Here is a 25,905-nt window from a genome sequence, read left to right as displayed (position 1 = left end):
TGGCAAGGCGCGTGCCAGCGCGGCAAGGTGGACCGGCGCACAGACCGGCGAGCCGCTTGCAGGCCTTGCGCAGCGCGGCTTGCAGGGCGAATCGAGGTGGCCGCGAAGCACGCGCGCGCAGCATCGCTGCGGGGTGCGGACGTGTTACGTGCTACGTAACGTGTTCCGGACAAGCGGGAACACGCAACGGCAGCGCGGAGGGCGCGCAACAGCCGGTTGCGCGCCGCCTTGCCCGCGCTGTTTTGTTCCCCGCGCACGACACACGTTACGTAACGCGTAACGCGCCACGCCCTCCCCGCCCATGTGCCGCCAGGTCTCGCGGCGCTTGCCGCGAACAGCACGCAGGCCGCATGCCGCAAGGCCTGGCGGGCATCACCCCCGACTTCGGCGGGGTCTGTGCGGTAGCACGCCAAAGGGCTGGCATACCGATTGCGCCATCACCGTCACCGCCGCACGCAGCAGACAAACGCGTTGCGCGGCCGAGCGATTGAAACGACGGGAATGAAGGAACAGAGACCATGCGCAAACAACAACTCGCCGTAACGGCACTCCTCGCAACCCTGCTGGCCCTGGGCGGCTGCGCCAGCGGCAGCGGATCGACGTCGATGGGCACCAGCGATACCGCTGGCACGAATGGGGGTACCAACGGCGGTACCAATGGCGGCAACAACGGAGGCACCGGCGGCACGGGTGGCGGCACCGACCTGGCCGGTGGCAGCACCGGGGGCACGGGCGGCACCGGTGGCGGCAGCGGCGGAACCGGTGGTGGCAATGGTGGCAACACCGGCGGCAACAACGGTGGCAATACCGGCGGTGGCGAGACGCCCACCGCGCTGACCCCGACCGCGACGGTGATCAACAACGCCGGCACGGTGCTGGGCAATACGGGCAGCGCTGTCACCGACCTTGGCAACCAGCTTGGCAATGCCAACCTGCCGCTGGTGCCGGGCCAGACCCAAAGCGGGCTGGGCGGCGTGGTGGCCTCGACCGGCGATGCCGTCGGCGCGCTGGCCACGGGCCTGCAATCCGGCCTGGGCAGCATGCCCAATTCGACCAACCCGGTCGGCACCACCGTCGCCAGCACCGGCAACGTGGTGACCGAGCTGGGCAAGGCGGTGACCAGCGCCGGCACTGCGGTGAGCGGCCTGGGCACCGGCCAGCTGGCACCGCTGGCGCCGCTGACTTCGCCGCTGGGCGCGGTGGTCGGCACGCTCGGCAATACCGTGAGCAACACCGGCGGGACGCTGACCTCGGTGTTGTCGAGCGGCGCGGTCGAGCAGGTGACCATCACCACCAGCAAGCTGATCGTGCCGATCACCTCGCAACTGACCAGCACCACACAGTCACTGGGCGCGGCCACCGGCCTGAGCGCGCCGACCAGCAGCCTGCTCGCGACCGTGGGCGGCGCGCTGGCCACCGCCGGCACCAGGCTGCAACAGACCAACACGCCGGTGGTCGCGGGCGTCGGCGGTGTGGTCAACGCCACCGGCACCACGGTGGCCTCGCTCGGCGGCGCGGTCAACGGCCCTGCCAGCGGCGGCGGGCTGGGCGCGCTGGGTCCGGTACTGGCACCGGTTACCACGCTGGCGGGGGGGCTGACAGGCGGGGCAGGCGCCGGCGGCACGGGTTCGCCGCTGGCGCCTGTCACCGGCCTGGTCGGCAGCGTCACCGGCGGGCTGACCGCCGCCACCGCCAACACGCCGCTGGCTCCGGTCACGTCGCTGGTCAGTGGCGCGGTGGGCGGCCTGGGCAGCGCCACTGGCGGTACCGGTGGTTCGCCGCTGGCGCCCGTCACCAGCCTGGTCAGCACCGTCACCGGCGGCCTGGCCTCCGCCACGGCCAGCACGCCGCTGGCACCGGTCACCGGCGCGGTGAGCGGCGTGGTGAATGGCGTCGTCGGTGGCGTGGTCGGCAGCGTTGGCGGCGCAACCAGCGGCACTGGCTCCACCAGTCCGCTGGCACCGGTCACCAATGTCGTCTCCGCCGTGACCGGCGGCGCCACCACCGCGGGCAGCACCACCACCAAGGGCTCGACCACCGGGCCCATCGGTGGCCTGGTCGGCGGTCTGCTCGGCGGCCTGACCGGCGCGCTCGGCCAGAAGTAATCCTGCCTTGGCCGCTGCCCGGCGATCGCGATCGCGGGCAGCGGTGCTCACCTGATTCAACGTAGCGGCCACGCGCTGACCGGCAATATCGGCCAGCAGGCGCCCGGGGGTAGCGGCAATCCCCACGCCGGTGGCACGCGACGTCAATAGCCGCAGTGTTTCTTACAGGGGTTTTGCCATGCGTGCACGTCATCGCGTTGCCGCGCTGCTGGTCGGCGTCGGCGCGTTCCATCACGGCCTGGTCCAGGCCGATCCGCGCAGCCCGGTCCAGGGCGATCCAACCCAGACGCTTCCCAAGATTGCGCCGGCCCGGCCCGACAGCCGCGTGACCGTGCAGGTCGAGCGGCCGCAGCCCGCCATGCAGGACCTGCTCAACGCGCGCCTGACGCCGCGGCGCTTTCGCATCGAGGGCGCGAAAACGCTGCCGTTCGACGAAGTAGCCGCGCAGTTCCAGCCGCTGGCCAACCGCGAGATCACGGTGGCGCAGCTGCTGGAAGCCGCCAATGCGGTGACGCAGATGTACAAGGAGCGCGGCTACCCGCTGTCGTTCGCGTTCGTGCCCGCGCAGGACTTTGCCAACGGCGATGTGCTGGTCTCGGTGGTGGAAGGCTACGTCGCCAAGGTAACGGTGACCGGCAAGGCGGGCCCGGCCGAACGCCGCCTGCGCGCCATCGCCGAGAAGCTGCAGCAGGACCGCCCGCTGCGCCAGGACCGCTTCGAGCACTACGTCAACGCGCTGGCGCTGCAGCCCGGGCTGCAGGTGGCGGCGACGGTGCAACCACCGACCACCACCGACGGCGCCTGCGAGATGGTGCTCGAGGTCAAGCGCAAGCCCTTCACCTTCGGCACCGGCATCGAATACATGTCGCCAGGCCTGCGCGCCATCGCCACGGCCACCACCAACAGCCTGACCCCGCTGGGCGAGCAGATCTCGGTGTCGGCGCTGTTTCCCAAGGGCCGCGACAGCGAGGAATACTATGCCGCCAGCTATGCGCAGCCGCTCGGCACCGAAGGCATGGTGGCGCGGCTCAATGCCTCGCACTACCGCGGCGTGCCGCAGAACGCGACGCTGGCGCCGATCGGCTTCAACCCGCGCTATGTCAACGACACCAAGCGCATCGGCGGCACCCTGAGCTATCCGCTGCTGCTGTCCAACGCGCATACGCTGACGCTGACCGGCGGCGTCTACGGCGCCGACCAGTTCGAGCGCTATACCCATACCGCCACCGGCACGCGCGTGACGCTCGGCACCAACGTGCGCGTGGCCACGGCGGAGCTGACCTATCTGCAACGCGGCGAAGGCGTCAGCCGCAACGCCACGCTGGGCCTGTACAAGGGCTTCGATGCGCTGGGCGCGAGCCGCCAGAACAACAACAACGACCTCAGCTTCTTCCGCACGCGGCTGCTGCTGTCGCAATCGAAGGACCTGCCCGCGGGCTTTGGCCTGACCCTGGCCGCCGCCGGCCAGTACAGCGGCGACCGGCTGGCTTCGGGCGAGCAGATCAGCTTTGGCGGACGCTTCTTCGGCCTGGGCTACCCCGCCGGCGAAGTCGCGGGCGACAAGGGCTGGGGCGCGTCGGCGGAGATCAGCCGGCTGTTCCTGCCGGACCTGACCTACCTGCGCACGATCCAGCCCTATGTGTCCGCCGACGTGGCGCGCGTGTATTCGAACAGCGTGTCGCTGTCGCACCGCAGCCTGTCGTCGGTGGCGCTGGGGGCGCGCTTCTCGGACCGGCGCTACTACACGCTGGACCTGTCGCTGGCGCAGCCGGTCGGCGACAAGCCGACCAACGCCAGCCGCCGCTCGCCGCGCATCAACATGATCTATTCCTACCAGTTCGACTGAGGCCCGGCCCTAAGTCCTGGTTTTCCAAGGTTCCCTGCACGGCCGGCGGCAGTTCAGCGCCGGCCGATTTTTTTTGGCGGCGCAACGCAGCGAGTTACGTGCCGCAACTCCGCAACATTTTTGTCATGTACGCAATTGTCAATCTTGACCAGTCAATCGTAACCAAATGATAATCCTTCTCATTATTGTTTAGTTTTGCGATACGAGAGGTCAAAGTGCAGTATTCGGCAGTCATAACAAGAAAGAGCCACGGCAAGCTGGGTGCCATTCCACGATTGACCGGCATGGTCGGCGCAGCGGTTGCCGCGGCACCGGTCGCCGCGCAAGAGGCGCCCAAGCCGGTCAACCTGCCGCAGGTGACGGTCACCGGCGACAGCGGTTTCAAGGCGGAAAGCTCGTCGTCGATCAAGAATCCCGAGCCGCTGCGCGACACCCCGCGCTCGATCACGGTGATTCCGCAGGAAGTCATCCAGAGCACCGGCTCGACCACGCTGACCGACGTGCTGCGCACGGTGCCGGGGATTGCGTTCGGCGCGGGGGAGGGCGGCAACCCGGTCGGCGACCGGCCGTTTATCCGCGGCTATGACGCGCAGGCCAGCACCTTCCTCGATGGCTTCCGCGATATCGGGGCGCAGTCGCGCGAGCTGTTCAACGTCGAGAATGTCGAAGTGACCAAGGGCCCGGCCGGCGCCTACGACGGCCGCGGCTCCGCCGGCGGCAGCATCAATATCACCAGCAAGGCGCCCCGGCTGGGCAATTTTTCCGAAGGTAATATCGGCGTCGGCAACGCGCAGTACGTGCGCGGCACCGCCGACGGCAACTGGCAGTTCGCCGACCACGCGGCGTTCCGCCTCAATGCGATGTTCCACGACCAGGACGTCGCCGGCCGCGATGCCGTGCACCAGAAGCGCTGGGGCGTGGCGCCGTCGGTGGCGTTCGGCCTGGGCACCGACACGCGCCTGACGCTGTCGTACTACCACATGCAGACCGACGACATTCCCGACGTCGGCATCCCGTACAACAACCCGGCCTTCACCGCGCGCCGCGACGGCCGCCCGCGCACACGCCAGGCCGGCGACGGCTCGCCGGTCAACGTGCCGCGCAGCACCTACTACGGCCTGCTCGACCGCGACTTCCGCAAGGACCAGGCCGACATGGGCACGATCCGCTTCGAGCACGATTTTTCGCCGGCGCTGAAGTTCCGCAACCAGACCCGCTTCTCGCGCACCAACCAGGACTACATCTACACGCAGCCGGACGACAGCAAGGGCAACATCTACTACGACCTGCTCTGGCGTCGCGTCAACACGCGCTATTCCACCGCACGCACGGTGGCCAACCAGACCGACCTGTCGGGCGAGTTCCTGACCGGCGCAATCAAGCACAAGTACGTCTTCGGCGTCGAGTTCTCGCAGGAAAAGAGCGAGAACGACAGCTACAACGTCGACACCGGCAACAGCAGCTGCCCCAACGGCGCGGGCGCGGCCGGCGGCTACAACTGCACCACGCTGCTCAACCCCAACCCCAACGACCCGTGGCGCGGCAGCATCGCGCGCGCCAACAACCCCACCAACGCCAAAACCAACACGGCGTCGGTGTACCTGTTCGACTCGGTCGAGCTGAGCAAGCAGTGGATCGTCAATGGCGGCGTGCGCTTCGACAGCTACCGCACCAGCTTCACCGCGGCACGCGCCGCCAACGGCTCGCGTGCCGAATATTCGCGCGACGACAACCTGTTCAACTACCAGCTGGGCGTGGTGTACAAGCCGGTGGAAAACGCCAGCTTCTACGTGTCGTACGGCACTTCGTCGACTCCCGCCGGCGCGTTCCTGGCGCAGGGCTCGGACCCCAACGGCCTGGCCCCGGACCGCAGCGGCAACCGCGGCGACCAGCTGGCGCCGGAAAAGAACCGCTCGTTCGAACTGGGTACCAAGTGGGACGTGCTGAAGAACCGCCTGGCCCTGACCGCGGCGATCTTCCGCATCGAGACCACCAACGCCCGCATCGTGCAGCAGGACGGCACTGCCGCCATGGCCGGCAACAAGCGCGTGGACGGCTTCGAGCTGGGCTTCTCCGGCAACCTGACCGAGAAGTGGGCCATGTTCGGCGGCTACACCCACCTGAAGAGCGAACTGCGCAACAACGGCGGCGCCGGCTCGGCCTTCGGCCAGACCAACGGCCAGGCGTTCCCGAATACGCCGGAAGACAGCTTCAGCCTGTGGACCACGTACCAGCTGCTGCCCAACCTGACCATCGGCGGCGGCGCGTACTACGTGTCGAAGATCTGGGGCAACCAGGGCACCAACAAGTGGGTGCCGCCGTACTGGCGCTTCGATGCGATGGCCGCATATCGCATCAACAAGAACGTGGCGCTGCAGCTGAACGTGCAGAACCTGACCGACAAGACGTACTACAGCCAGGCCTATACCTCGCACTATGCGACCGTGGCCCCGGGCCGCACCGCGGTGCTGAACCTGAACCTGCGCTACTGAGCGCGGCGGCCGCCACGGCCGCACCACGCGGCACGCGGCCGGCTCCGGTCGCGTGCCGCTTTGCCTGCAACCGAAGCCCCTTGTATGGATACCCTGCCCTTTCGCGTCGCCACGCCGGTCGAACTCGAACAACTCGGTCCCGCCGGACTGCGCGACAAGCTGGCCGGCCCGCCGCAGCTGGCGCTGCCGTGGCTGGGCGGCGCCGCGGTGGCAGGCCACCTCGACGCGCAGATGGTGCTGGGCCAGTGGTTCCTGGCCGGCCATGGCGTCGCGCGCGACCCGGGGCAGGCGTTCGCGTGGTTCAAGCACGCGGCGCACGCCGGCCACGCGGGCGCGGCCAACCTGGCCGGCCGCTGCTATGAGAACGGCTGGGGCACCGCGCCGGACGCGCGCGCCGCCGCGCACTGGTACACGCTGGCGGCGGAGCGCGGGTCGGACTGGGGCATGTACAACCTGGCCACGGCGCTGGTGCTGGGCCGCGGCGTCGCCGCCGACCGGCGCGCCGCGCTCGGCTGGTACCAGCGCGCGGCGGCGCTGGGCCATGTCAAGTCGCTCAATATCCTCGGCGGCTTCCACGAAGACGGCTGGGAGGTGGCGCAGGATCCGGCGCGCGCGGTCGCGTACTACCGCCAGGCGGCCGAAGGCGGCGACTTCCGCGGCCAGTTCAACTATGCGCGCATGCTGGCGCTGGCGGGGCGCGAGGCCGAAGCGCAGCAGTGGATCCGGCTGGTGCCGCAGACCGCCACCGCGGCCTTTATCGACAAGATGCTCGCGTTCCTGCGCGACGCGCCGCAGCAGGCGCTGCAGCGCCTGTACGCGCATGCCTGCAAGGCCGCGCAGCTGGTACAGCCCACGCAGCCTGAACCGCAGGCCGCTGCCGCCGCCTGAACGCAGCGAGGGATCAGGTCACGCGGAAACCCACCTTCAACGTGACCTGGTAGTGCGCGATCTTGCCATTCTGGATATGGCCGCGCGTTTCGACCACTTCGAACCAGTCGATGTTCTTGATGGTCTCGCCGGCCTTGGCGATGGCGCTCTGGATGGCCTGGTCGCAGCCGTCGGGCGAAGAGCCGACGATCTCGACCAGCTTGTAGGTGTGGTTCGTCATTGCCTCTCCTTGGCGGCCGCGGCCGCATGGGTTGCATCCATCATAGGCGCCGGCCGCGGATAGTCCCAAGGCTGCGGCGCGACGCCATACACACCGCAACACCGGCCACAGATCCTGTTACACAATCCCGCTTTGCCAGTGGCGTATGCGGCTGCTACGCTGCGTCCCGCCCCCGGACAGGTGCGGCGCGCGGCGCGCGCACGCTGTCCTTCACCGACGCCAAGATCCGCCGTGACTTATCGCTTCGTTCGCCGGGCCGTGCTGGGCCTGGGCCTGGCCGCCGCCGTGTCGGCCTTCACTTCGTTCAGTCCCTTCGCGCTGCTGGCGCACGCCCGTTCGACCTCGACCTTCGACGAGGTCTCCGAGACCATCGCCAACAGCATCAGCGAGACCTTCAACGAGGCCGTCGCCAATCACTTTCCGTCGCGCGCCGGCAAGCCCGCGCAACCGGCCCAGCCGCCCGATGCCAGGCCACTGCCCGCCAAGCCCTTTGCCGATGGCAGCGGCTACACGCTGTGCTTCGTGCCGGATGGCGCGAGTTGCCAGGCGCTGCTGATCAATGCCATCCGCAGCACGCGCCAGCGCCTGCTGATCCAGGCCTATTCGTTCACCAGCGCGCCGATTGCCGAGGCCGTGGCGCAGGCGCACCGGCGCGGCGTCGACGTGCGCGTGATCCTGGACAAGAGCCAGCAGAGCGAGCGCTATACCAGCGCCACCTTCCTCAAGCACGCCGGCGTGCCGGTGGTGATCGACAACAAGCCCGCGATCGCCCATAACAAGGTGATGGTGTTCGACGACCAGGCGGTCTTCACCGGCTCCTTCAACTTCACCAAGTCGGCGCAGGAGCGCAACGCCGAGAACGGCATGCTGATCCGCGGCGACGCGGCGGTGGTCAAGGCCTATACCGACAACTGGCACAAGCGCTACCGGCAGTCGCGCGCGTACTGAAGCGAGGGCCGGCGCACGGCATTGCCTGCACGATGCGGCGCGCGATGGCACACTGGCGGGCTCAACATTGCGGCAACCTTGCCCAGCCCTTTCCGGAGAACCCTTCGCCATGACAGCCATTCCCGACAGCCAGTGGATCCGCGTCGACACCGCCGTGGGCAGCTTCGATGCCTACCTGAGCCTGCCGCCGGCGGGCGTGCAGCCCGGCGCGCCGGGCATCGTGCTGCTGCAGGAGATCTTCGGCGTGAACGAGCATATCCGCGCGGTGGCCGACCAGTACGCCGCCGACGGCTATGCCGTGCTGGCGCCGGACGTGTTCTGGCGCCAGGCCCCGCGCGTGCAGCTGGGCTACGAGGGCGACGACATGGCGCGCGCCATGGCCTTGCGCAAGGCCGTGGACGTGTCCGCCGCGCTCGACGACATCGCGGCCACGGTGCAGGTGCTGCGCCAGCATACCGGCGCCGGCAAGGTGGCCGCGGTGGGTTACTGCTTCGGCGGCCTGCTGTCATACCTGAGCGCGGCGCGCGGTCTGGTCGATGCCGCCGTGCCCTACTACGGTGGCGGCATCCAGAACCAGCTGCAGGAAGCCACCAACATCCGCGTGCCGGTGCAGTTCCACTACGGCGCGCTCGACGCGCATATCCCGTCCGACGCCGTGCAGGCGGTGCGCGACGCGATGGCCGGCAAACCCGCCACCGAGATCCACGTCTACCCGCAGGCCGACCACGGCTTCAACTGCTGGGCGCGCGGCTCCTACCACCAGCCCAGCGCCGCGCTGGCGCACGGGCGCGCGCTGGTGTTCCTGTCGGCAGCGCTGTAGTCCGCCCAAGGCGTGCGGCTTGCCATGGCAAGCCGGCACGCCTTATCCTCGGCGCTTGGCTTCAAGACTTGCTGGACCCCAACCATAACAATGGAGACCACCATGCAGTCAGAGCAGCAGCGCGCCCTGCGCAACACCATCCCCGACGCCATTGCCCGCGCGGTGCGGCGCAGTCCGGACAAGACCGCGATCCGTTTCGGCGAGCGGTGCTGGAGCTACCGCGAACTCGATGACGCCACCGCGCGCGTGGCCGGCGCGCTGGCCCAGTGGGGCCTGCGTCCCGGCGACCGCGTCGCCGCCTTCGGCAAGAACTCCGACGCCTATGTGCTGCTGTGGCTGGCCTGCCTGCGCAGCGGCCTGATCCATGTGCCGGTGAATTTCTCGATGACGCGGGCCGAGGCCGAGTACATCGTCACGCAAGCGGGCGCCAGCGCAATCTTTTCCGACCCGGCGCTGGCCGAGCGCGTCGACGGCCTGCCGTGCAAGATCCGCGGCACGCTGCATGGCGGCGATCGCCGCACCGATATTCTGGCCGCGGCCGCCGACGGCCCCGCCGTGCCCGTGTCCGATGCACTCGCCGAGTCCACGCCCGCGCAGATCCTGTACACCTCCGGCACCACCTCAGCGCCCAAGGGTGCCGTGCTGACGCATCGCGCGCTGCTGGCTGAATACTTCAGCACCATCGCCGCCTGCGATATCCGCGCGTCGGACTATTCGCTGGCCGCGCTGCCGCTGTACCACTCGGCGCAGATGCATGTGTTCCTGATGCCGCTGCTGCTGTGCGGCGGCACCACGCTGATCGCCGACAGCCCGGAGGCCGGCTACTGCCTGCGCACCATCCACGCCGAGCGCATCACCAGCTTCTTTGCACCCCCGACGGTCTGGATCGCGCTGCTGCGCCATGCGGAGTTCGACCCGGCCCGGCTGGGTACGCTGACCAAGGCCTACTACGGCGCCTCGATCATGCCGGTGCCGGTGCTGCTGGAGCTGCAGCAGAAGCTGCCGGCGCTGCGCTTCTACAACTGCTACGGACAAAGCGAGATCGGGCCGCTGGCGACGGTGCTGGGACCCGACGAGCACGCCGCGCGGCCAGCCTCGGCGGGACGGCCGGTCCTGAACGTCGAGACCCGCATCGTCGATGAAACCCTGCAGGACGTGCCGTCGGGCGAGCTGGGCGAGATCGTGCATCGCTCGCCGCAGTTGCTGACGCACTACTGGGACAAGCCGGAGCAGACCGCCGAAGCCTTCGCCGGCGGCTGGTTCCATTCCGGCGACCTTGGCTACATGGATGCCGAGGGCTACCTGTATGTGGTGGACCGGATCAAGGACGTGATCAACTCGGGCGGCGTGCTGGTGTCGAGCCGCGAAGTGGAAGAGTGCCTGTACACCCATGGCGCGGTGGCCGAGGCCGCGGTGTTCGCGCTGCCGCATCCGAAGTGGGTCGAAGCGGTGACCGCGTGCGTGGTGCGCAAGCGCGGCCACGAGCATGCCACCGAGGAGGAACTGATCGCGCATGCGCGCCAGGCGCTGGCGCCGTTCAAGGTGCCCAAGCGCATCGTGTTCGTCGCGGACCTGCCGCGCAATACCGCCGGCAAGCTGCTCAAGCGCCAGCTGCGCGAGGATTACGCGCAACTGTTCGGCGCGGACTGACGCGCTCAGTACGGCACGGCCACGCCGTTCTCGATGCGGACGCGGTCGCCGATGCGCATCTGGTAGGCATTGGACTGGGTCAGCGTCAGGTAGGCGTTGTCGCTGGTGCGCACGCGCACGCGGTAGGCCGGGGCACTGGTGCCGGTGCGCTTCTCGACCTCGTTGCCGGCCACCGCGCCGGCCACGGCGCCGCCGATGGTCGCCACGGTATTGCCGCGGCCGCCGCCCACCTGGTGGCCCAGCAGCCCGCCGACGATGCCGCCCACCACGGCGCCCGCGCCGCTGGTCGACGGCGGCTGGCCCGGCACCACCTCGATGCCCTCGACCCAGCCGTAGCGCACGCCGTAGGCCTGGTTGCCGTAGCCGTTGCCATAGCTGCCGTCCTGGTACGACGGCTGCGGATACGGCTGCTGCGGATATGAAGACTGCGGGTAGTCCTGCTGCGGATAGCCTTGTTGCGGATAGCCTTGTTGCGGATACCCCTGTTGCGGATAGCCCTGCTGCGGGTAACCGCTGATGGTGGTGCCGCTGCCATAGCCCGTGCTGCCATAGCCGCCGCCGTAGCCCCCGCCATACCCCGTGCCATAGCCGTTGTCGTAGCCATACGGCGTGGCACACCCGGCCAGCGCACCGGCGCCAAGCACCGCAAGCACAACCGAACGAAAGGGGATGGACATGTCAGGACTCCTGCGCGCTGCGCGTGTTGGGGAATGCGCGCGAGTCTAGGGCCGCCGGCGGCCAGTGGGTGTCACCGGAGCTTGTGATTGGTAACCGCCTGTAACGGGTGGCGATGCCGGCGTGGCCGCGCTCAGCCGCGCTCCGCGCCGTCGTCGTTGAACTGCGTGATGCGGGCCACGCGAAACGCGCCGCGCAGCGATTCCAGCTCGGTCCGGTGCAGCATCGCCAGCCGGTTCAGGTAGCGCTCGCCCTTGGCGGTCAGATGCACCTGCACCACGCGGCGGTCTTCGGGATTGAGCCGGCGCTTGACCAGCCCGGCGGCCTCGCAGCGATTGACCAGCGCCACCACGCCATGCTGCTTGGCCTGCAGGCGCTCGGCCAGTTCGCCGATCGAGGCCCAGTCCTTGTCGGCACAGCCGCGGATATGCAACAGCAGCAGGTACTGCTGCACCGTCAGCCCTTCCTCGCGCGCCGCGTCTTCGGAAAACCGCAGGAAGCGGCGCAGCTGGTAGCGGAAGTCGGACAGTGCCTCGAAGTCGGCCTTGCTGAGCGGAGCGGGTTGCGGCGACGAGGCGGACTTGCTTGGCATGGGCGGCAGAAAACGCGAAAGGGAATGAAGGCGCGGCAATCCGCGCAAGCCCCCCTGGCGGGGGCGCTCGCAATTATAGGGGCCGCGCGGCACACCGGCAGCCGCTCCCGGTTTGCGCCGTGCGCGCGCCCGGCTATGGCAGAATCTGTGCGGTTGCAGACACCTTCACCCGTCACCGGAAAACGCACCGATGTTCTCGGAAATCGCTCTCTTCCTGCTGGATACCGTCTTTACCCTGTTCGGCATGGCGCTGCTGCTGCGCGTCTGGATGCAGCTGACGCGGCTCCCCACGCGCAACCCGGTCTCGCAGGGGGTGTTCCAGATCACCGACTGGCTGGTGCGGCCGCTGCGCCGGATCATCCCGGGCGTAGGCGGCATCGACTGGGCCACGATCCTGGCCGCGTGGCTGACCGCGGTGGTGTTTCTGGCTCTGGTCGCGCTGATCAGCGGCATCGACCTGCCCGGCTTCGTGCCCGCCATGCTGCTGACCGCCGTGCTCTATGTGCTGAAGTGGTCCATCAGCCTGGTGATGTGGGTCACGCTGCTGATGGCGATCCTGTCGTGGGTCAACCCGCATTCGCCGATCACCCCGGCCATCGACCACCTGACCGCGCCGGTGCTGCGCCCGATCCAGCGGGTGGTGCCGCGCCTGGGCGGTTTCGATATCTCGCCGCTGGTGCTGTTCGTGATCGCGCAGATCCTGCTGATGGTCCTGGCGCGGCTGGGCGCGGGCATCATCGGCATGCACTGACGGCATCCGGGGCGCAGGACCGGCGCAACGCCTTCACCGACTGCGCCCTCAGCCCGCCGTGCGGGCCTCTCCCGGTGCCAGCCCGTCAGCCAGCCCGTCAGCGGCGGCATCCGGCCCCGCGTCGCGCGCCGGCTCGGCATCCCCTTCCGGCGGCAGCTCCGACACCATCATCGATTCGATCGCTTCCATGAAGGCGCGCACCTTGCGCGGCTGCAGGCGCCGGTCCGGCAGCAGCGCGAACACGCGCAGCGGCGGCAGCGGGTAGTCGGGCAGCACGCGCACCAGCCGCCCCTGCGCGACCTCGGCCTCGCAATAGATCACCGACAGCCGCGCGATGCCCAGCCCCGCCAGCGCGCCCTGCAGGCGCAGCTCGGCGTTGTGGGTCTGCATGCGCGGGCGGATCGGCACCGATACGGTCTGGTCGTCGCGGGTGAATTCCCACACCGTGTCGCCGGGCGTGGTCAGCGTCGGCATATTGGCCAGGTCTTCCGGGCGCAGCTGCGCCGGCAGGCTTGCCGCCAGCGCCGGCGCGGCGAACAGGCCGCGTTCGACATGGTAGATCCGGCGCGCCACCGTGCCGGAGTCAGGCAGGTCGGCGTCGACGATGACAAAGGCCACGTCGTAGCCGTCGCGGATCGGATCGACCAGGCCCTGGGTGATTTCCACCGCCACATCCAGCGCCGGGTGTGCCGCCAGTGTGCGGCAGATCACGCCGCCGAGCTGCTGCGCGCCGAATTCATAGGGCGTGGCGATGCGCAGCACGCCCTGCACGCGCTCTTCGCGCGCCAGCGTTTCCTGGCGGATTTCGCGCAGCCGCGCGAACAGCGGCGCGACGTCGCGATAGACCGCCTTGCCGGCATCGGTGAGGCGCATGCGGCGCGTGGTGCGCTCCAGCAGCTTGGCGCCGATGGCGGTTTCCAGCCGCGCGACCGCGGCCGACACGCGTGACTTGGGACAGTCGAGCTGCTCCGCCGCGGCCGTGAACGTGCCCTGCTCGACCACGCAGCAGAACGCCTCCCAGTCATTCCATTGGATTGTTTCGTTCACCGGACAATGTTTCCCTGGCAACCTGTAGTTCTGGACGGTGGGCCTACATTATGCTTGAGCGATGCAACAAACGCCTGTCCCGGCCGGATCGGACGCGCTAGCCCCCGCCATTCCAGCCATCCCCGCCCCCGCCACCCCCGGCACCAAGACCTCCCAGCGCCCGCGCATGCAGCTCGCCAGTCACCCCGAGATGGGTCACTGGCGTCTTTCATTGTTCGGCCTGACGCTGGGTCTGGTGACCGGCATCGACTTCTCGTCCACGCTGATGATGGGCGTGGCCAGCCAGCATATCCAGGGCGGCGTCGGCGCTGCGCCGGAAGACTACCTGTACGCGATCTCGGCCTACGCCGCCACCGCGGTGCTGATGAACATGGTGCTGGACCAGCTCGCGCGCCGCATCACGTACAAGCGCTTCACCATGGTGTCGCTGCTGGTGTTTATCGCCGGCTCGCTGATCTGCGCGGAGTTTGCCAGCCCGGCCGGGCTGATCACCGGCAAGGCGGTGCAGGGGCTGGGCGCGGGCGGTTTGTTCGCGGCCTCGCGCATCCTGGTCCAGCTGGTGTCGACGCCGGCCGAACGCGCCCCGCTGATGCTGCGCTTCGGCGGCGGCTCGTTTTCCATGCTGGCGATCACGCCGTGGCTGACCAGCATCTTCCTCGACGACATCGGCTGGCGCGCGGTGTTCCTGTTCCAGGCCGGCATTGCGCTGCCGGTGCTGCTGCTGGTCGCGCTGACCTACCCCACGCGCGCGCCGCGCGATCCGCATCCGCCGGTGTCGACGCTGGACTGGCCCGCCGCCATCGCCGCCGCGCTGGGCGCGCTGGTGTTCCTGCATACGCTGCAGGAGATGCGCTACACGCGCTTCTTCAGTTCGCTCGAGATGCCGCTGGCCGCGCTGTGCGGCGTGGCGCTGTTTGCCTTCAGCGGCTGGCGGCTGTATCGGCATCCGGACCCGTGGATCGACTTCTCGCGCCTGGCCGGGCGCCAGTACCTGTACGGGCTGGGCTTCTATACGCTGTACTACCTGCTGTCGTCGGGGTGGTCGTTCCTGCTGCCGACGCTGACGCAGACCGGGCTCGGGCTGACCTTCCGCACCACCTGCATGCTGCTGTCGACCAGCGGCACGGTCTCCGCCATCGGCGCCATCTTGATCACGCTGGGCATGGCGCTGGTATTCCGCAAGCGGCGCGTGATCGCGATCGGCTTCGTCGTCTACGCCTGCGCGGCGATGCTGCTGTCGGCCCAGCTGATGCCGGGCGCGCCGGACTACGCGCTGGTGCCAGTGGTGCTGCTGGAGGGACTGACACCGGTGCTGCTGATGGTGCAGGTGGCGTCGATGACCTACCTGGAAGTGCCGGTCGAGGATTTCTCGCACGCCTACCAGTTCAAGAATGTGTGCAAGCAGATTGCCTCGGCGATGGGCACCGGGCTGGCGAGCGTGTTCATGCAGGACGGCCTGGCGCAGCACCGCACCCACCTGGCCGAGCACATCACCCGCTTCAACCCGGCGCTGCAGATGCCCGACGCGCTGTCCGCTGCGGGACTGGCCAAGCTGTCGCAGGAAGTCGACCGGCAGGCGACGCTGCTCGCCGGTATGGACCTGCTGCATGGCTTTGCCGCGCTGTGCGTGGCGGGGGCGGTGTTCGTGCTGGTGCAGCGCAGTTTCCGCTGAGGCCGGGGGGCTGACCGCCGCGGGCCCGTCCGGGCCCGGCACTGGCGCAATGTCGGCATTTCCTCTACCCTTTCGGCCTTTCCGTGCCAATCCGGCGAACCGCGCCGGGCTACGCAGATGGCCAGTCCCACCGATTCCCGCCAGACCCCGCCGCCAGCATCGCCGACCGCCGACAGCGCCGCCGCGCCCGAAAAGCCGAGCGACAGCTATGTGCAGTCCTTTGCACGCGGGCTGTCGGTGATCCGCGCCTTCAACGCGCAGCACCCGGCCCAGACCCTGACCGAAATCGCCCAGGCCAGCGGCCTGACACGCGCCGGCGCGCGCCGCATCCTGCTGACGCTGGTGGGGCTGGGCTATGTGCAGGCCGACGGGCGCCTGTTCCGGCTCACGCCCAAGATCCTGGACCTGGGCTTCGCCTACCTGACCTCGATGCCGTTCTGGAACCTGGCCGAGCCGATCATGGAAACGCTGTCGCAGCAGGTCCATGAAAGCTGCTCGATCTCGGTGCTGGATGGCACCGAGATCGTCTACGTGCTGCGCGTGCCGGCGCGCAAGATCATGACCATCAACCTGTCGATCGGCAGCCGCCTGCCGGCGTATTGCTCGTCGATGGGACGGGTGCTGCTGGCGGGCTTGAGCGAGCCCGAGCTCGACAGCGTGCTGCGCGCCACCGAGCTGCGCGCGCGCACCGGGCGCACCGTGACCGACGTGGACGCGCTCAAGGCCATCGTCGCCGACGTCCGCCAGCGCGGCTGGGCCCTGAACGACCAGGAGCTGGAGGAAGGGCTGGTATCGCTGGCCGCGCCGATCCGCAACCGCGCCGGCCACACCATCGCCGCCATCAACATCAGCGGCCAGGCGAATCGCACCAGCGCGCAGGAGATGCTGGAGCGCTTCCTGCCGCCGCTGCTGGAAGCTTCCGAGAAGATTTCCGGACTGGTCGGGCTGCGCACCTGAGCGCAGCCGCGCCGGATCAGACCACCGCGGGCAGCTCGACGCTGCCGAACTCGGCCGAGCGCGTGCCATCCAGCGGCCGGTTGCTGGCGCCGAAATACGCGAACGCCACCGACAGCTTGACCGCGTTGGACACATTGCGGCCGGCCGCATGGAACAGCCTGCTGTCGAAGCACAGCACGTCGCCGCGATGCAGTGCCAGCGGCTGCGCGGCATCCAGCAGCGGCTGGCTGGCCGGGTGCGCTTCGATCAGGAATTCGGCCGGGTCCAGCTGGCCGGGCTCGAGCCTGGCCTGGTGCGAACCCGGGATGACGCGCAGCACGCCATTGCGCTCGTCCTCGTCGCCCAGCGCCAGCCACACCGTCACCAGTTCCGGCCGCGCAAACGACCAGTAGCGGGTATCGCGGTGCCAGCCGGTCTGGCTGCCGTAGTGCGGATGCTTGGTCATCACGCAGTTGTGATGCGCCAGCGTGATGCGGGCGGGCTCGCCCAGCAGGGCCTGCACCACCGCAACCAGCCTGGGATCGCTGGCCCAGCGGCGGAACACCGCATCGCGCCCGTAGGCCTGGCGCAGGCGCCTGACCGTGCCGCCGCCGGCGGCGTCGCGCGTGGCCGGGGCGCCCGGATAGCCGAGGTCGGCCTCGAACTCCACCGGCGGCACCGCCGCGGCGAGATGCTGGCGCGTCACCGCCTCCAGTGCCGCGCACGCCGGCTCGTCGGCAAAGCCGCGCAGGATCACGAAACCGTTGGCGTGGAAGGCCTGCACCAGGCGCGGCAGCGCGCCGGCATCGGCGGACAGGGTGGAGGCGGGCAGGTCGGCGCAGGGATCCAGCGAGGTCATTGCAGCAGGTGCGGCGCACGGCCGCGCAAAGAGGCGGAAACAGAAACAGGGGCCGCGGTGGCCCGACAGGCTCATGATGCCAGAAGCGGCGCCATCTGGCGCAGGCGCCGCATCCGCAGCCTGCACTCCGCCCCGGCCAGCGGGCACGTGCGTACGGCAACAGACGGTCGCGACTGCGGTGCGCGCCGCTACAATGCGCTGGTCTTTGCCCGATAATTCCTGCATCCACCGCGATTTTTTTCAGGCTCCGCGCCGAGGTCCCACGTGACTGCACGCCCCCGCATCGTCGCTTCGCTGGCCGAGGCCCAGGCCCAGCTGGGCCGCATTGTCCTTGGCAAGCCACAACAGGTGCGGCTGGCGCTGGCCTGCATGCTGGCACGCGGCCACCTGCTGCTGGAAGACGTACCGGGCGTCGGCAAGACCACGCTGGCGCATGCGCTGGCGCGTACGCTGGGGCTGCACTACCAGCGCGTGCAGTTCACCAGCGACCTGTTGCCGGCCGACCTGATCGGGGTGTCGGTCTTTGTGCGCGACGCCGGCGAATTCCGCTTTCATCGCGGCCCCGTGTTTGCGCAGGTGGTGCTGGCCGACGAGATCAACCGCGCGCCGCCCAAGACCCAGAGCGCGCTGCTCGAGGCGATGGCGGAGGGGCAGGTTACCCATGACGGCGCCACGCACGCGCTGCCGTCGCCGTTTTTCGTCATCGCCACGCAGAACCCGCTGGAGCAGATCGGCACCCATGCGCTGCCCGAATCCCAGCTGGACCGCTTCACCATGCGCCTGTCGCTGGGCTACCCCGACCCCGCCTTCGAGCGCGTGCTGTACCTGGGCGGCGCCAGCGCGGCGGAGCTGCCGCCGGTGATGGATGGCAGCCAGGTGCTGGCGCTGCAGGAAGCGGCGGCGCAGGTGTACGCCAGTCCGGCGCTGGTCGATTACGTGCTGGCGCTGGTGCAGGCCACGCGCAGCCACGGCGGCTTTGCCGCGGGACTGTCGCCGCGCGCCGGGCTGGCGCTGCTGGCATGCGCGCGCGCCTGGGCCCTGCTGGCGCAGCGCGACCTGGTGCTGCCCGAAGACGTGCAGGCGGTGTTCATGGCCGTGGCCGCGCACCGCCTGTTGCCGGCCGGCGCCGGCGGCCACGCCGCCGTCGACGGCCAGCTGGCCGCGCTGCTGGCCGGCGTGGCGATCCCCTGAGCGCCATGGCGGCGCGCAAGGGCGTGCTCGGCGGCACGCCACGCCTCGCCCGGCGCCGCGCCACAGACCGGCGCCCTGCTGGTGACGCTGGCGGCGTGGTGCTGCTGGACCGCCGCCATCTCTACATCCTGCCGACGCGCGGCGGGGTCGGCTTTGCGGTGGTGCTGGCCGCGATGCTGATGACCTCGCTGAACTACAACATCAGCCTGGGTTTTGCGCTGACCTTCATGCTCGCCGGTATCGGCATGTCGTGCATGTGGCTGGCCTACCGCAACCTGCTCGACCTCGCCGTGGCCGCGGGGCCGGTGGCGGCGGTCCATGCCGGGCAGGATGCCGTCTTCCACCTGCGCGTCGACAGCCGTGGCGGCGACGCGCGCATCGGCATCGAGGCGCGCCTGTCCGCCATGCCGGAAGTCGCCGCCGCAACGCTGACGCTCGATGCCAATGCCAGCGGCATGCTGGCGCTGCACGTGCCGGCGCCACGGCGCGGCCGCCTGGTGCTGCCGCGGGTCACGATCGCCAGCCGCTTTCCGTTCGGCCTGTTCCATGTGTGGAGCCATGCGGACCTGGAATTGTCGACGCTGGTCTACCCCGCGCCGGAAGCCGACGCCCCACCGCCGCCGCCCGCGCACCGCCCCGACGATGCCGACGACGCGCGCGCTGGACCCGGCACAACGCACAGCGAAGACGGCATCGACCAGCTGCGCCGCTACCGCAGCGGAGACCCGCTGCACCGCATCGCCTGGAAGCACAGCGCGCGCACCGGCCGCTGGCTCAGCCGCGCCGGCGATCCGCCGCGGCAGCCGGCGCGCTGGCTGGACTGGCACGCGCTGCCCGCCGGCATGGAGTCCGAGGCCCGGCTGTCGCGACTATGCGCGTGGCTGCTCGCCGCCGGCGACGAGGCCGAGATCGGCCTGCGCCTGCCCGGCATCGAGCTGCCGCCGGCGCGCGGCGCCAGTCACCGGCGCGCGTGCCTCGAGGCGCTGGCCTTGTGGCCGCAGCGTCCTGGCACAGCGCGCGCTGCGGAACACGCATGAAACCCGCGCCCCGGCCGCTGCGGCATGAAGACCACGGCCTGCTGCTAGGACAGCTGGCGCTGGTGCTGGCGCCGCAGGCCCGCACGCTGCCGGTGGCGGTCAGCCTGCTGCTGGTGCTGTTGCTGGCGTGGCGCTGGCTGCTGTGGCGGCGGCGCGCGCCGCTGCCGTCGCGCTGGATGCTCGGCACCACCGCGATGCTGGTGCTGCTGGTGGCATGCGCGCTGGTGTGGCAGGACGGGGGCGGCATCGGGCGCGAGCTGGCGGTGGCGTTGCTGGGCGCCTTCGTGATCCTCAAGCTGCTGGAATGCCGTGCGCTGTCGGACGCCACACTGGTCACGCAGCTGTCGTTCTACCTGCTGCTAACGCTGTACCTGTCCGACCAGCCGTTCTGGCTGGCGCTGTACAGCCTGGCGATCGGCGCCTGGGTGCTGCGCAACTGGCTGTTGCTGCATCACCCCGAGGCGCGCAGCCGGCTGGCGATCTGGCCGCTGCTGGGCCGCATGGCGCTGCTGGGCCTGCCGTGGGCGCTGGCGCTGTTCGTGCTGTTCCCGCGCCTGGAGCACCCGCTGTGGCAACTGCCGCAATCGGTGCAGAGCGGCACCACCGGCATCAGCGACACCATGCGCCCGGGCAGCGTGGGGCAATTGATCCGTTCGCCCGAAATCGCCCTGCGTGCCGAAATCGCCGGCCCGCCGTTGCCCGCGTCCGCGCTCTACTGGCGCGCGCTGGTGCTGTGGGAATACGACGGCACCACCTGGCACCCGTCGCGGCTGCGGCGGCAGCAACTGGCCCCGGCGGCCGGCACCGGCGGCACTGCGGACATCGACATCAGCATCACGCTGGAACCCAGCCGGCAACGCTGGCTGTTCGTGCTTGATCGCGGCCATGCACTGTCCACCGGCGCGGATGCCGCCATCACGGCCGACGGCGAGTTCATGGCACGCCGGGCGGTGGAGCAGCGCATCCGCTATCGCACGCATTCCATGCTGTCGCCGCCGGCCGAATCGTTGTCGCCGGCCACGCTGCGGCTGGCGCTGAGCCTGCCGCCGGGTAACCCGCGCGCCCGTGCACTGGCCGCGCAATGGGCACAGCGCCATGCCGATCCCGCGGCGCGCGTGCAGGCCGCGCTGCGGCTGTTCGCGGCGGCGCCTTTCGCCTATACGCTCGCCCCGCCGCCGCTGGGCGCCGAACAGATCGACAGCTTTGTGTTCGACACCCGGCGCGGCTTCTGCGAGCACTACGCCAGCAGCTTCGTGTTCCTGATGCGCGCTGCCGGCGTGCCGGCGCGCGTGGTCACGGGCTACCAGGGCGGCGAGTACAACCCCATGGCCAACCACTACGCGGTGCGCCAGTCCGACGCGCATGCCTGGGCCGAAGTCTGGCTCAACGGCCGCGGCTGGATCCGCGTGGACCCGACCAGCGCAGTCGCGCCCAGCCGCATCGAGCAGGGGCTGGATGCGGTGGTCGGCAACGAAGCCGCTGACTGGCGTCCGTCGCGGCAGCCAGCATGGCTGAAGGATTTGCGCTGGGCCTACGAGGGCATGGTCTACACCTGGCAGCGCTGGGTGCTGCAGTACGACCACGCGCGGCAGCAGCGGCTGCTGCAGGCGCTCGGCACCAGCGCCGGTGCCGGACCTTTGCTGGCGGCCGTGCTTGGCATGCTGTGCCTGCTGGCACTGGTGCCCTTGTGGCGGCGGCGCGCGCCCGCGGATCCGGTCGGCGCGGCCTATGCGCGCTTCTGCGCCGTACTCGCCCGCCACGGCTGCACGCGCGCGCCGGCCGAAGGCCCGCAGGACTTCGCGGCGCGGGCCAGTACGCAATTGCCACGCGCCGGCGAGGCGATCGCCGCGGTCAGCGCCGCCTATGTCAGCCTGCGCTACGGCAACCTGCCGGCCGACACGCAGGCTCAGGTTCTGGCGTCGATGCGAGCGGGCATCCGCGGGATCTCGGCGGCATTGCGTCGGTAACGGGCACGTGCATGTTGGTCGCGCCGATCACGCAACAGGCCACACCAATCGCTGGCGAGGATATCTATCGGCTGATTGCCGCACTGGCCAGAACTGTGCCGGCCGCAGGCTACGCCAGGGGACTGCAGAAACTACCGGGAAGATCAGGGAGAAGCGAAGGCACCGCGCGCGAAGGGTGGGCGCGGACGGGTCGCAGTGCCGGCGAATGCGGCACCGGCGAAGATCCTGCTCAGAACAGCGACAGCTGGCGCATGCCGAAACCGATGGTCTCTTCCACGCGTGCACGGGCGTGGGCCAGCGAGCCTTCCGCGCCGGAGTAATTGCCGGCGGCCCAGTGGTAGACCACCGGCAGCTCGCCGCGTTCGGACAGGCGCACTTCGCCAAGCTTGTCGCCGCGCTCGTTGCGGTAGAAGTGCGAACGGTAGCCGCGCTCCCAGTGGGGGGCGACCTCTTTCTTGCGCCGCCGGGGCTTCGGCGCGGAGCCGGTGGCTGACGTCGTGGACGTCAGTCGCCGCGCTCTATCGGTACCCGGCATCGGGGCACGGGTGAAATCCAACTGCATAGACTTCCTCTTTGTCGATTCAGCAGAACCAGGGCCGGCGGGGGCATGCCGCCGCATGCTTCGTGCATCGCAGTCGAGATGATACCTGCTGGCGCGCTTTCTGTAAGCAGTTCGTTGCGCTGAATCCCGCCTCCGGTAAGGCTTAGCGGGCCGTATACCTGCCCGTATACCCGCCCGTATACCCACTCGTAAACGTGGCGGTATACGTGCAGGTATACGACCCGCGATGACGCCAAAGCCTTGCTGGTTAACGACTTGCGGGCACACAGCGGTGCCCGCGAGGATCAACCCAGATCGAGCGGAATGAAGATGCGCGCATCATCGCGCTGCACCAGCAGCGCCACCTGCTTGCCCGATTTGCCCACCAGCGTCCGCAGCTGATCGACCGATGCGATCGGCGTGCCGTTGAGCGACAGGATCACGTCGCCGGGCTGGATGCCCACGCGCGCGGCGGGACCGGTCACGTCCTCGACCACCAGGCCGCCTTCGATACCGCTTTCGCGCTTCTCCGCCGGCGACAGCGGGCGCACCGCCAGGCCAAGCCGCCCGTTGGCCTCCTTGCCGCCCGCTTTTTGCGCCACCGCCTGGTCACGCGCGGTGCCGACCGTCACCGACAATGTCATCGGTTGCCCCTTGCGGATGATCTTCAGCGAGCTCTGCGTGCCCGGCTTGATATCGGCCACGTGCTCAGGCAGGTCGCCCGAATGATCGATCACGTCGTTGTCCAGCTGCACGATGACGTCGCCGGGCTTCAGTCCCGCGCGCGCGGCGGGACTGTCGGGCTCGACCGAGTTCACCAGCGCCCCGGTCGGCTTGGGCAGGCCGAACGACTGCGCCAGCGCCTGGTTGACCTCCTGCACGCTGATGCCGAGGCGCCCGCGCGTGACCTTGCCATGCGCCACCAGCTGCTGCTGCACCTTGGTCGCCACGTCGATCGGGATCGCGAACGACAGGCCCTGGTAGCCTCCGGTCTGGCTGTAGATCTGCGAGTTGATGCCGACCACCTCGCCGCGCTGGTTGAACAGCGGACCGCCCGAGTTGCCGGGATTGACCGCCACGTCGGTCTGGATGAACGGCACATAGGTGTCGTCAGGCAGCGAGCGCGATTTCGCGCTGACGATGCCCGCGGTCACGGTGTTCTCGAAGCCGTAAGGCGAGCCGATCGCCAGCACCGGCTCGCCCACGCGCACCTGCGACGGATCGCCCAGGCGCACGGTCGGCAGGTCCCTGGCATCGATGCGGATCACTGCCACGTCGGTCTGCGGATCGGTACCAAGCACCTTGGCCTTGAACTCGCGGCGGTCGGTCAGCTTGACGGTCACTTCCTGCGCGCCGTCGACGACGTGCGCATTGGTCAGGATCAGGCCGTCCGCGCTGACGATAAAACCCGAGCCCTGCCCGCGCACCAGTTGCTGCGGGCCACCCTGCGGTCCCTGGAACTGCGGCCCGAAGCGCTTGAAAAACTGGAACAGCGGATCGTCCGGATCGATGCCGGGCGGCATCTGCACCGCGGTGCGCTGGGCGCGCGCGGTGACACTGATATTGACCACCGCGGGCCCGTACTGGGCGACGATGCCGGAGAAGTCCATCGGCGTGGCGACGGCTGCCGCCGGCTGGGCGGCAGCGACCACGGGCGTGGGAGCCGCGTAGCCCGGGGTGATGACTTCCCGCTGCAGATAGGCATAGCCGCCGCCGAGCGCGGCCAGCGCTGCGATACCAATGGCGGTGCGAGCAATGGTCTGGCGCATCATAGGTGTTCCTTTCCTTTTAGCATCTGGCGTCGGCACGATGCGACGCAACACCGTCATGCTAGCGACCAAGACTTAAAACAGACTTAAGGCTCGGTTTCCACGTCTCCGTACGCGCCATCCTGTGAGGCGCACGAAAATTTCTCTTGCGCACAATCTAATTGCGTCTAATATATCGCTATGGAACGCGACAACGACGCCGCCACCGACTGGCTTTTGCTGGACCACCAACTATGCTTTGCGCTGTATTCGAGCTCGTTGGCGATGACCAAGCTGTACAAGCCACTATTAAGTGAGCTTGGGCTTACTTATCCACAGTATCTTGTGATGTTGGTCTTGTGGGAGACGGAAACGTTGTCGGTCTCGGAACTGGGCAGCCGCCTGGCGCTGGATTCGGGCACGCTGACGCCGTTGCTGAAGCGGCTCGCCGCGTCAGGTCTGGTGACCCGCACGCGGGACGCAGCTGACGAGCGCAGGGTTCTGGTCAGCCTGACTGACGCCGGCCGTGCGCTGCGTCGGCGCGCCGAGGGGATTCCTGAACAGATGTTATGTGCCACGCAATGCCCGGTCGAAGAGATCCAGGCACTGACGCGGCGCTTGCATGCACTGCGGTCGACGCTCGAACAAGCGCGGACCGATTCCAGCTTGCCGGACTGACGGCGGGCATTAATGATGGCGCCCCTGCGGGCAACCAAACCGGAGCCTTAGATGAAACTCGAGAAAGTCGTATATACCGCCCATGCCACCGCCACCGGCGGCCGCGATGGCCGTGCCACCACGTCCGACGGCCAGCTCGACGCCAAGCTGGCGGTGCCCAAGGAAATGGGTGGCGCCGGCAACGGCCTGAATCCGGAGCAGCTGTTTGCTGCCGGCTATTCGGCCTGCTTCCTGGGTGCGATGCGCTATGTCGCGAGCCAGCAGAAGATCAACGTGCCCGCCGATGCATCGATCCAGGGCGCGGTCGGCATCGGCCCGATCCCGCAGGGCTTCGGCATCCAGGTCGAACTGAAGATTTCCTTGCCGGGCTTCGAGCGTGAAGCTGCCGAGAAGCTGATCGAGCAGGCGCACCAGGTGTGCCCGTACTCGAACGCGACTCGCGGCAATATCGACGTTACGCTGACCCTGGTCTGAAGCGGCAAGCCAAAAGAAACGGCCCGCATCGCAAGCGCGATGCGGGCCGTTTTTTCTTGATATCACGCCGTCTGCTGCTCCGCGGCTAGGGGCGGCAGCTGGGCGCAAAATGATCGCTTCTGCGCCGAACTCATGCGTTTGATTTCGAGCTCCGCCTTCAACGCTTCCGATTTGGTGGCGAAGCGCAACTGGCCGAGCACGCGAAGCGGCTTGCGCGAGCGCGTATATTTGGCGCCTTTTCCGGACTGGTGCTCGGCAAAACGGCGCGCCACGTCCGTGGTGATTCCGGTGTAAATGGAATCGCCGGTGCATTCGAGCAGGTAGAGGTACCAGGCGCAGTCAGCTGACATGGGCGGAAATGGTGAACTGCAGGAATGGTATTACGGCGTTACGGCAATAGCGAGCGCAGCGTTCTGGCCGCGTCAAAGACAAAACCCCTCGCAGCACACGCTGTCGAGGGGTTTTGCAGTATAAGAGCCTGGCGATGACCTACTTTCACACGGGAATCCGCACTATCATCGGCGCGGAGCTGTTTCACGGTCCTGTTCGGGATGGGAAGGGGTGGTTCCAGCTCGCTATGGTCACCAGGCATGAGGGGTTGTGGCGCTGTCGGGTTGGGACAGCGTCACGAATCGGGATGTAGTTGGGGTTGTGCGTATTGTGCCAACCGAGGGGCACAGACACGATCACACACACCAGGTGAAACACACTGGTTATAGGATCAAGCCTTACGGGCAATTAGTACTGGTTAGCTTAACGCATTACTGC

General features: G+C 68.8%; 23 protein-coding genes and 1 rRNA gene. 15 read left to right on the top strand and 9 right to left on the bottom strand.

All coding sequences use genetic code 11. The features are described from left to right. The first annotated feature begins 518 nt into the window (after positions 1-518). The 4 genes from C7416_RS25605 (at position 519) to C7416_RS25590 (ending at position 7,331) form a co-directional block, all read left to right on the top strand. Entirely contained in the window at positions 519-2,105 is a 1,587-nt protein-coding gene (locus tag C7416_RS25605; RefSeq protein WP_111521482.1) for a collagen-like triple helix repeat-containing protein, read from the top strand. Positions 2,106-2,283: 178 nt separating this feature from the next. Next, complete coding sequence (locus C7416_RS25600; RefSeq protein ID WP_111521481.1) at positions 2,284-3,951, top strand: ShlB/FhaC/HecB family hemolysin secretion/activation protein; 1,668 nt, start codon at positions 2,284-2,286, stop codon at positions 3,949-3,951. Between the two features lie 284 nt (positions 3,952-4,235). Beyond that, entirely contained in the window at positions 4,236-6,443 is a 2,208-nt protein-coding gene (locus C7416_RS25595; RefSeq protein ID WP_220085023.1) for a TonB-dependent receptor, read from the top strand. Positions 6,444-6,527: 84 nt separating this feature from the next. Continuing rightward, a complete protein-coding gene (locus C7416_RS25590; RefSeq protein WP_111521480.1) occupies positions 6,528-7,331 on the top strand; it encodes a tetratricopeptide repeat protein in 804 nt (267 codons plus the stop codon). 13 nt (positions 7,332-7,344) lie between these two features. On the opposite strand, the gene C7416_RS25585 is transcribed toward C7416_RS25590, so the two are convergent. Further along, positions 7,345-7,551, bottom strand: coding sequence for a dodecin (locus C7416_RS25585; RefSeq protein WP_018004776.1), 207 nt, complete (start codon positions 7,549-7,551; stop codon positions 7,345-7,347). A gap of 231 nt (positions 7,552-7,782) precedes the next feature. On the opposite strand from C7416_RS25585, the gene C7416_RS25580 reads away from it, so the two are divergent. The 3 genes from C7416_RS25580 to C7416_RS25570 all read left to right on the top strand — a co-directional run bounded on the left by C7416_RS25580 (position 7,783) and on the right by C7416_RS25570 (position 10,969). Then, positions 7,783-8,499 (top strand): phospholipase D family nuclease, encoded by a 717-nt coding sequence (locus C7416_RS25580; protein WP_240988239.1) that lies wholly within the window; start codon positions 7,783-7,785, stop codon positions 8,497-8,499. A 109-nt stretch (positions 8,500-8,608) separates the two neighbouring features. Beyond that, positions 8,609-9,319, top strand: a complete 711-nt coding sequence (locus C7416_RS25575) for a dienelactone hydrolase family protein (protein WP_111521478.1) — start codon at positions 8,609-8,611, stop codon at positions 9,317-9,319. Between the two features lie 102 nt (positions 9,320-9,421). After that, the gene (locus tag C7416_RS25570) at positions 9,422-10,969 is read left to right on the top strand and encodes an acyl-CoA synthetase (protein WP_111521477.1); all 1,548 of its coding nucleotides are present in this window, start codon (positions 9,422-9,424) and stop codon (positions 10,967-10,969) included. A gap of 5 nt (positions 10,970-10,974) precedes the next feature. On the opposite strand, the gene C7416_RS25565 is transcribed toward C7416_RS25570, so the two are convergent. Then, a complete protein-coding gene (locus C7416_RS25565; protein WP_111521476.1) occupies positions 10,975-11,646 on the bottom strand; it encodes a glycine zipper 2TM domain-containing protein in 672 nt (223 codons plus the stop codon). Positions 11,647-11,777: 131 nt separating this feature from the next. Next, entirely contained in the window at positions 11,778-12,236 is a 459-nt protein-coding gene (locus C7416_RS25560; RefSeq protein ID WP_111521475.1) for a MarR family winged helix-turn-helix transcriptional regulator, read from the bottom strand. A 190-nt stretch (positions 12,237-12,426) separates the two neighbouring features. Here C7416_RS25560 and C7416_RS25555 point away from each other — a divergent pair, with 190 nt between their 5' ends. Then, positions 12,427-12,987, top strand: a complete 561-nt coding sequence (locus C7416_RS25555) for a YggT family protein (protein ID WP_111521474.1) — start codon at positions 12,427-12,429, stop codon at positions 12,985-12,987. Between the two features lie 48 nt (positions 12,988-13,035). Here C7416_RS25555 and C7416_RS25550 read toward each other — a convergent pair whose 3' ends face one another. After that, positions 13,036-14,034 carry a LysR family transcriptional regulator gene (locus C7416_RS25550; RefSeq protein ID WP_111521473.1) on the bottom strand — a complete coding sequence of 333 codons (999 nt, stop codon included), beginning with the start codon at positions 14,032-14,034 and terminating at the stop codon, positions 13,036-13,038. A 61-nt stretch (positions 14,035-14,095) separates the two neighbouring features. On the opposite strand from C7416_RS25550, the gene C7416_RS25545 reads away from it, so the two are divergent. Both C7416_RS25545 and C7416_RS25540 read left to right on the top strand, forming a co-directional pair. Next, on the top strand, positions 14,096-15,706 hold the full coding sequence (locus tag C7416_RS25545) for an MFS transporter (RefSeq protein WP_111521472.1): 1,611 nt from the start codon (positions 14,096-14,098) through the stop codon (positions 15,704-15,706). A 117-nt stretch (positions 15,707-15,823) separates the two neighbouring features. Next, positions 15,824-16,663, top strand: a complete 840-nt coding sequence (locus tag C7416_RS25540) for an IclR family transcriptional regulator (RefSeq protein ID WP_111521471.1) — start codon at positions 15,824-15,826, stop codon at positions 16,661-16,663. Between the two features lie 16 nt (positions 16,664-16,679). On the opposite strand, the gene C7416_RS25535 is transcribed toward C7416_RS25540, so the two are convergent. Next, positions 16,680-17,501: a phytanoyl-CoA dioxygenase family protein gene (locus C7416_RS25535; protein ID WP_111521470.1), complete on the bottom strand. Its 822-nt coding sequence runs from the start codon at positions 17,499-17,501 to the stop codon at positions 16,680-16,682. A 264-nt stretch (positions 17,502-17,765) separates the two neighbouring features. On the opposite strand from C7416_RS25535, the gene C7416_RS25530 reads away from it, so the two are divergent. From C7416_RS25530 to C7416_RS25520, 3 genes are read left to right on the top strand one after another with little or no spacing between them, the layout of a single operon-like run. Continuing rightward, the gene (locus tag C7416_RS25530) at positions 17,766-18,692 is read left to right on the top strand and encodes an AAA family ATPase (protein WP_111521469.1); all 927 of its coding nucleotides are present in this window, start codon (positions 17,766-17,768) and stop codon (positions 18,690-18,692) included. Between the two features lie 5 nt (positions 18,693-18,697). Then, positions 18,698-19,729, top strand: coding sequence for a DUF58 domain-containing protein (locus tag C7416_RS25525; protein ID WP_111521468.1), 1,032 nt, complete (start codon positions 18,698-18,700; stop codon positions 19,727-19,729). Beyond that, complete coding sequence (locus C7416_RS25520; RefSeq protein WP_111521467.1) at positions 19,726-21,696, top strand: transglutaminase TgpA family protein; 1,971 nt, start codon at positions 19,726-19,728, stop codon at positions 21,694-21,696. The genes C7416_RS25525 and C7416_RS25520 overlap by 4 nt, the downstream gene beginning before the upstream one ends. 229 nt (positions 21,697-21,925) lie before the next feature. On the opposite strand, the gene C7416_RS25515 is transcribed toward C7416_RS25520, so the two are convergent. Further along, a complete protein-coding gene (locus tag C7416_RS25515; RefSeq protein WP_018004792.1) occupies positions 21,926-22,258 on the bottom strand; it encodes a hypothetical protein in 333 nt (110 codons plus the stop codon). Positions 22,259-22,542: 284 nt separating this feature from the next. Further along, a complete protein-coding gene (locus C7416_RS25510) occupies positions 22,543-24,009 on the bottom strand; it encodes a DegQ family serine endoprotease (protein WP_111521466.1) in 1,467 nt (488 codons plus the stop codon). A 177-nt stretch (positions 24,010-24,186) separates the two neighbouring features. On the opposite strand from C7416_RS25510, the gene C7416_RS25505 reads away from it, so the two are divergent. Together C7416_RS25505 and C7416_RS25500 are read left to right on the top strand one after the other, a co-directional pair. Next, complete coding sequence (locus C7416_RS25505) at positions 24,187-24,663, top strand: MarR family winged helix-turn-helix transcriptional regulator (RefSeq protein WP_111521465.1); 477 nt, start codon at positions 24,187-24,189, stop codon at positions 24,661-24,663. Between the two features lie 51 nt (positions 24,664-24,714). Next, on the top strand, positions 24,715-25,137 hold the full coding sequence (locus tag C7416_RS25500) for an organic hydroperoxide resistance protein (protein ID WP_012355022.1): 423 nt from the start codon (positions 24,715-24,717) through the stop codon (positions 25,135-25,137). 62 nt (positions 25,138-25,199) lie between these two features. Here the strand turns inward: C7416_RS25500 and C7416_RS25495 are convergent, their stop codons facing one another. Continuing rightward, positions 25,200-25,487: a GIY-YIG nuclease family protein gene (locus C7416_RS25495; RefSeq protein WP_111521464.1), complete on the bottom strand. Its 288-nt coding sequence runs from the start codon at positions 25,485-25,487 to the stop codon at positions 25,200-25,202. 126 nt (positions 25,488-25,613) lie between these two features. Then, positions 25,614-25,726 (bottom strand): 5S ribosomal RNA (rrf, locus tag C7416_RS25490). Positions 25,727-25,905 lie beyond the last annotated feature (179 nt).

This window comes from Cupriavidus phytorum (genome assembly GCF_003254285.1).
GTDB lineage: Bacteria > Pseudomonadota > Gammaproteobacteria > Burkholderiales > Burkholderiaceae > Cupriavidus > Cupriavidus phytorum.
The sequence above is the reverse complement of the archived record's forward strand: the minus strand, read 5'-3'. Positions and strand labels throughout refer to the sequence as shown.

Bases quoted from the DNA above. Each gene is read 5' to 3' on its own strand.
- C7416_RS25540 (WP_111521471.1), top strand. From the start codon at position 15,824: ATGGCCAGTCCCACCGATTCCCGCCAGACCCCGCCGCCAGCATCGCCG.
- C7416_RS25510 (WP_111521466.1), bottom strand. From the start codon at position 24,009: ATGATGCGCCAGACCATTGCTCGCACCGCCATTGGTATCGCAGCGCTG.
- C7416_RS25545 (WP_111521472.1), top strand. From the start codon at position 14,096: ATGCAACAAACGCCTGTCCCGGCCGGATCGGACGCGCTAGCCCCCGCC.
- C7416_RS25605 (WP_111521482.1), top strand. From the start codon at position 519: ATGCGCAAACAACAACTCGCCGTAACGGCACTCCTCGCAACCCTGCTG.
- C7416_RS25570 (WP_111521477.1), top strand. From the start codon at position 9,422: ATGCAGTCAGAGCAGCAGCGCGCCCTGCGCAACACCATCCCCGACGCC.
- C7416_RS25600 (WP_111521481.1), top strand. From the start codon at position 2,284: ATGCGTGCACGTCATCGCGTTGCCGCGCTGCTGGTCGGCGTCGGCGCG.
- C7416_RS25495 (WP_111521464.1), bottom strand. From the start codon at position 25,487: ATGTCAGCTGACTGCGCCTGGTACCTCTACCTGCTCGAATGCACCGGC.
- C7416_RS25525 (WP_111521468.1), top strand. From the start codon at position 18,698: ATGGCGGCGCGCAAGGGCGTGCTCGGCGGCACGCCACGCCTCGCCCGG.
- C7416_RS25535 (WP_111521470.1), bottom strand. From the start codon at position 17,501: ATGACCTCGCTGGATCCCTGCGCCGACCTGCCCGCCTCCACCCTGTCC.
- C7416_RS25520 (WP_111521467.1), top strand. From the start codon at position 19,726: ATGAAACCCGCGCCCCGGCCGCTGCGGCATGAAGACCACGGCCTGCTG.
- C7416_RS25590 (WP_111521480.1), top strand. From the start codon at position 6,528: ATGGATACCCTGCCCTTTCGCGTCGCCACGCCGGTCGAACTCGAACAA.
- C7416_RS25515 (WP_018004792.1), bottom strand. From the start codon at position 22,258: ATGCAGTTGGATTTCACCCGTGCCCCGATGCCGGGTACCGATAGAGCG.
- C7416_RS25555 (WP_111521474.1), top strand. From the start codon at position 12,427: ATGTTCTCGGAAATCGCTCTCTTCCTGCTGGATACCGTCTTTACCCTG.
- C7416_RS25565 (WP_111521476.1), bottom strand. From the start codon at position 11,646: ATGTCCATCCCCTTTCGTTCGGTTGTGCTTGCGGTGCTTGGCGCCGGT.
- C7416_RS25505 (WP_111521465.1), top strand. From the start codon at position 24,187: ATGGAACGCGACAACGACGCCGCCACCGACTGGCTTTTGCTGGACCAC.
- C7416_RS25500 (WP_012355022.1), top strand. From the start codon at position 24,715: ATGAAACTCGAGAAAGTCGTATATACCGCCCATGCCACCGCCACCGGC.
- C7416_RS25575 (WP_111521478.1), top strand. From the start codon at position 8,609: ATGACAGCCATTCCCGACAGCCAGTGGATCCGCGTCGACACCGCCGTG.
- C7416_RS25595 (WP_220085023.1), top strand. From the start codon at position 4,236: ATGGTCGGCGCAGCGGTTGCCGCGGCACCGGTCGCCGCGCAAGAGGCG.
- C7416_RS25585 (WP_018004776.1), bottom strand. From the start codon at position 7,551: ATGACGAACCACACCTACAAGCTGGTCGAGATCGTCGGCTCTTCGCCC.
- C7416_RS25560 (WP_111521475.1), bottom strand. From the start codon at position 12,236: ATGCCAAGCAAGTCCGCCTCGTCGCCGCAACCCGCTCCGCTCAGCAAG.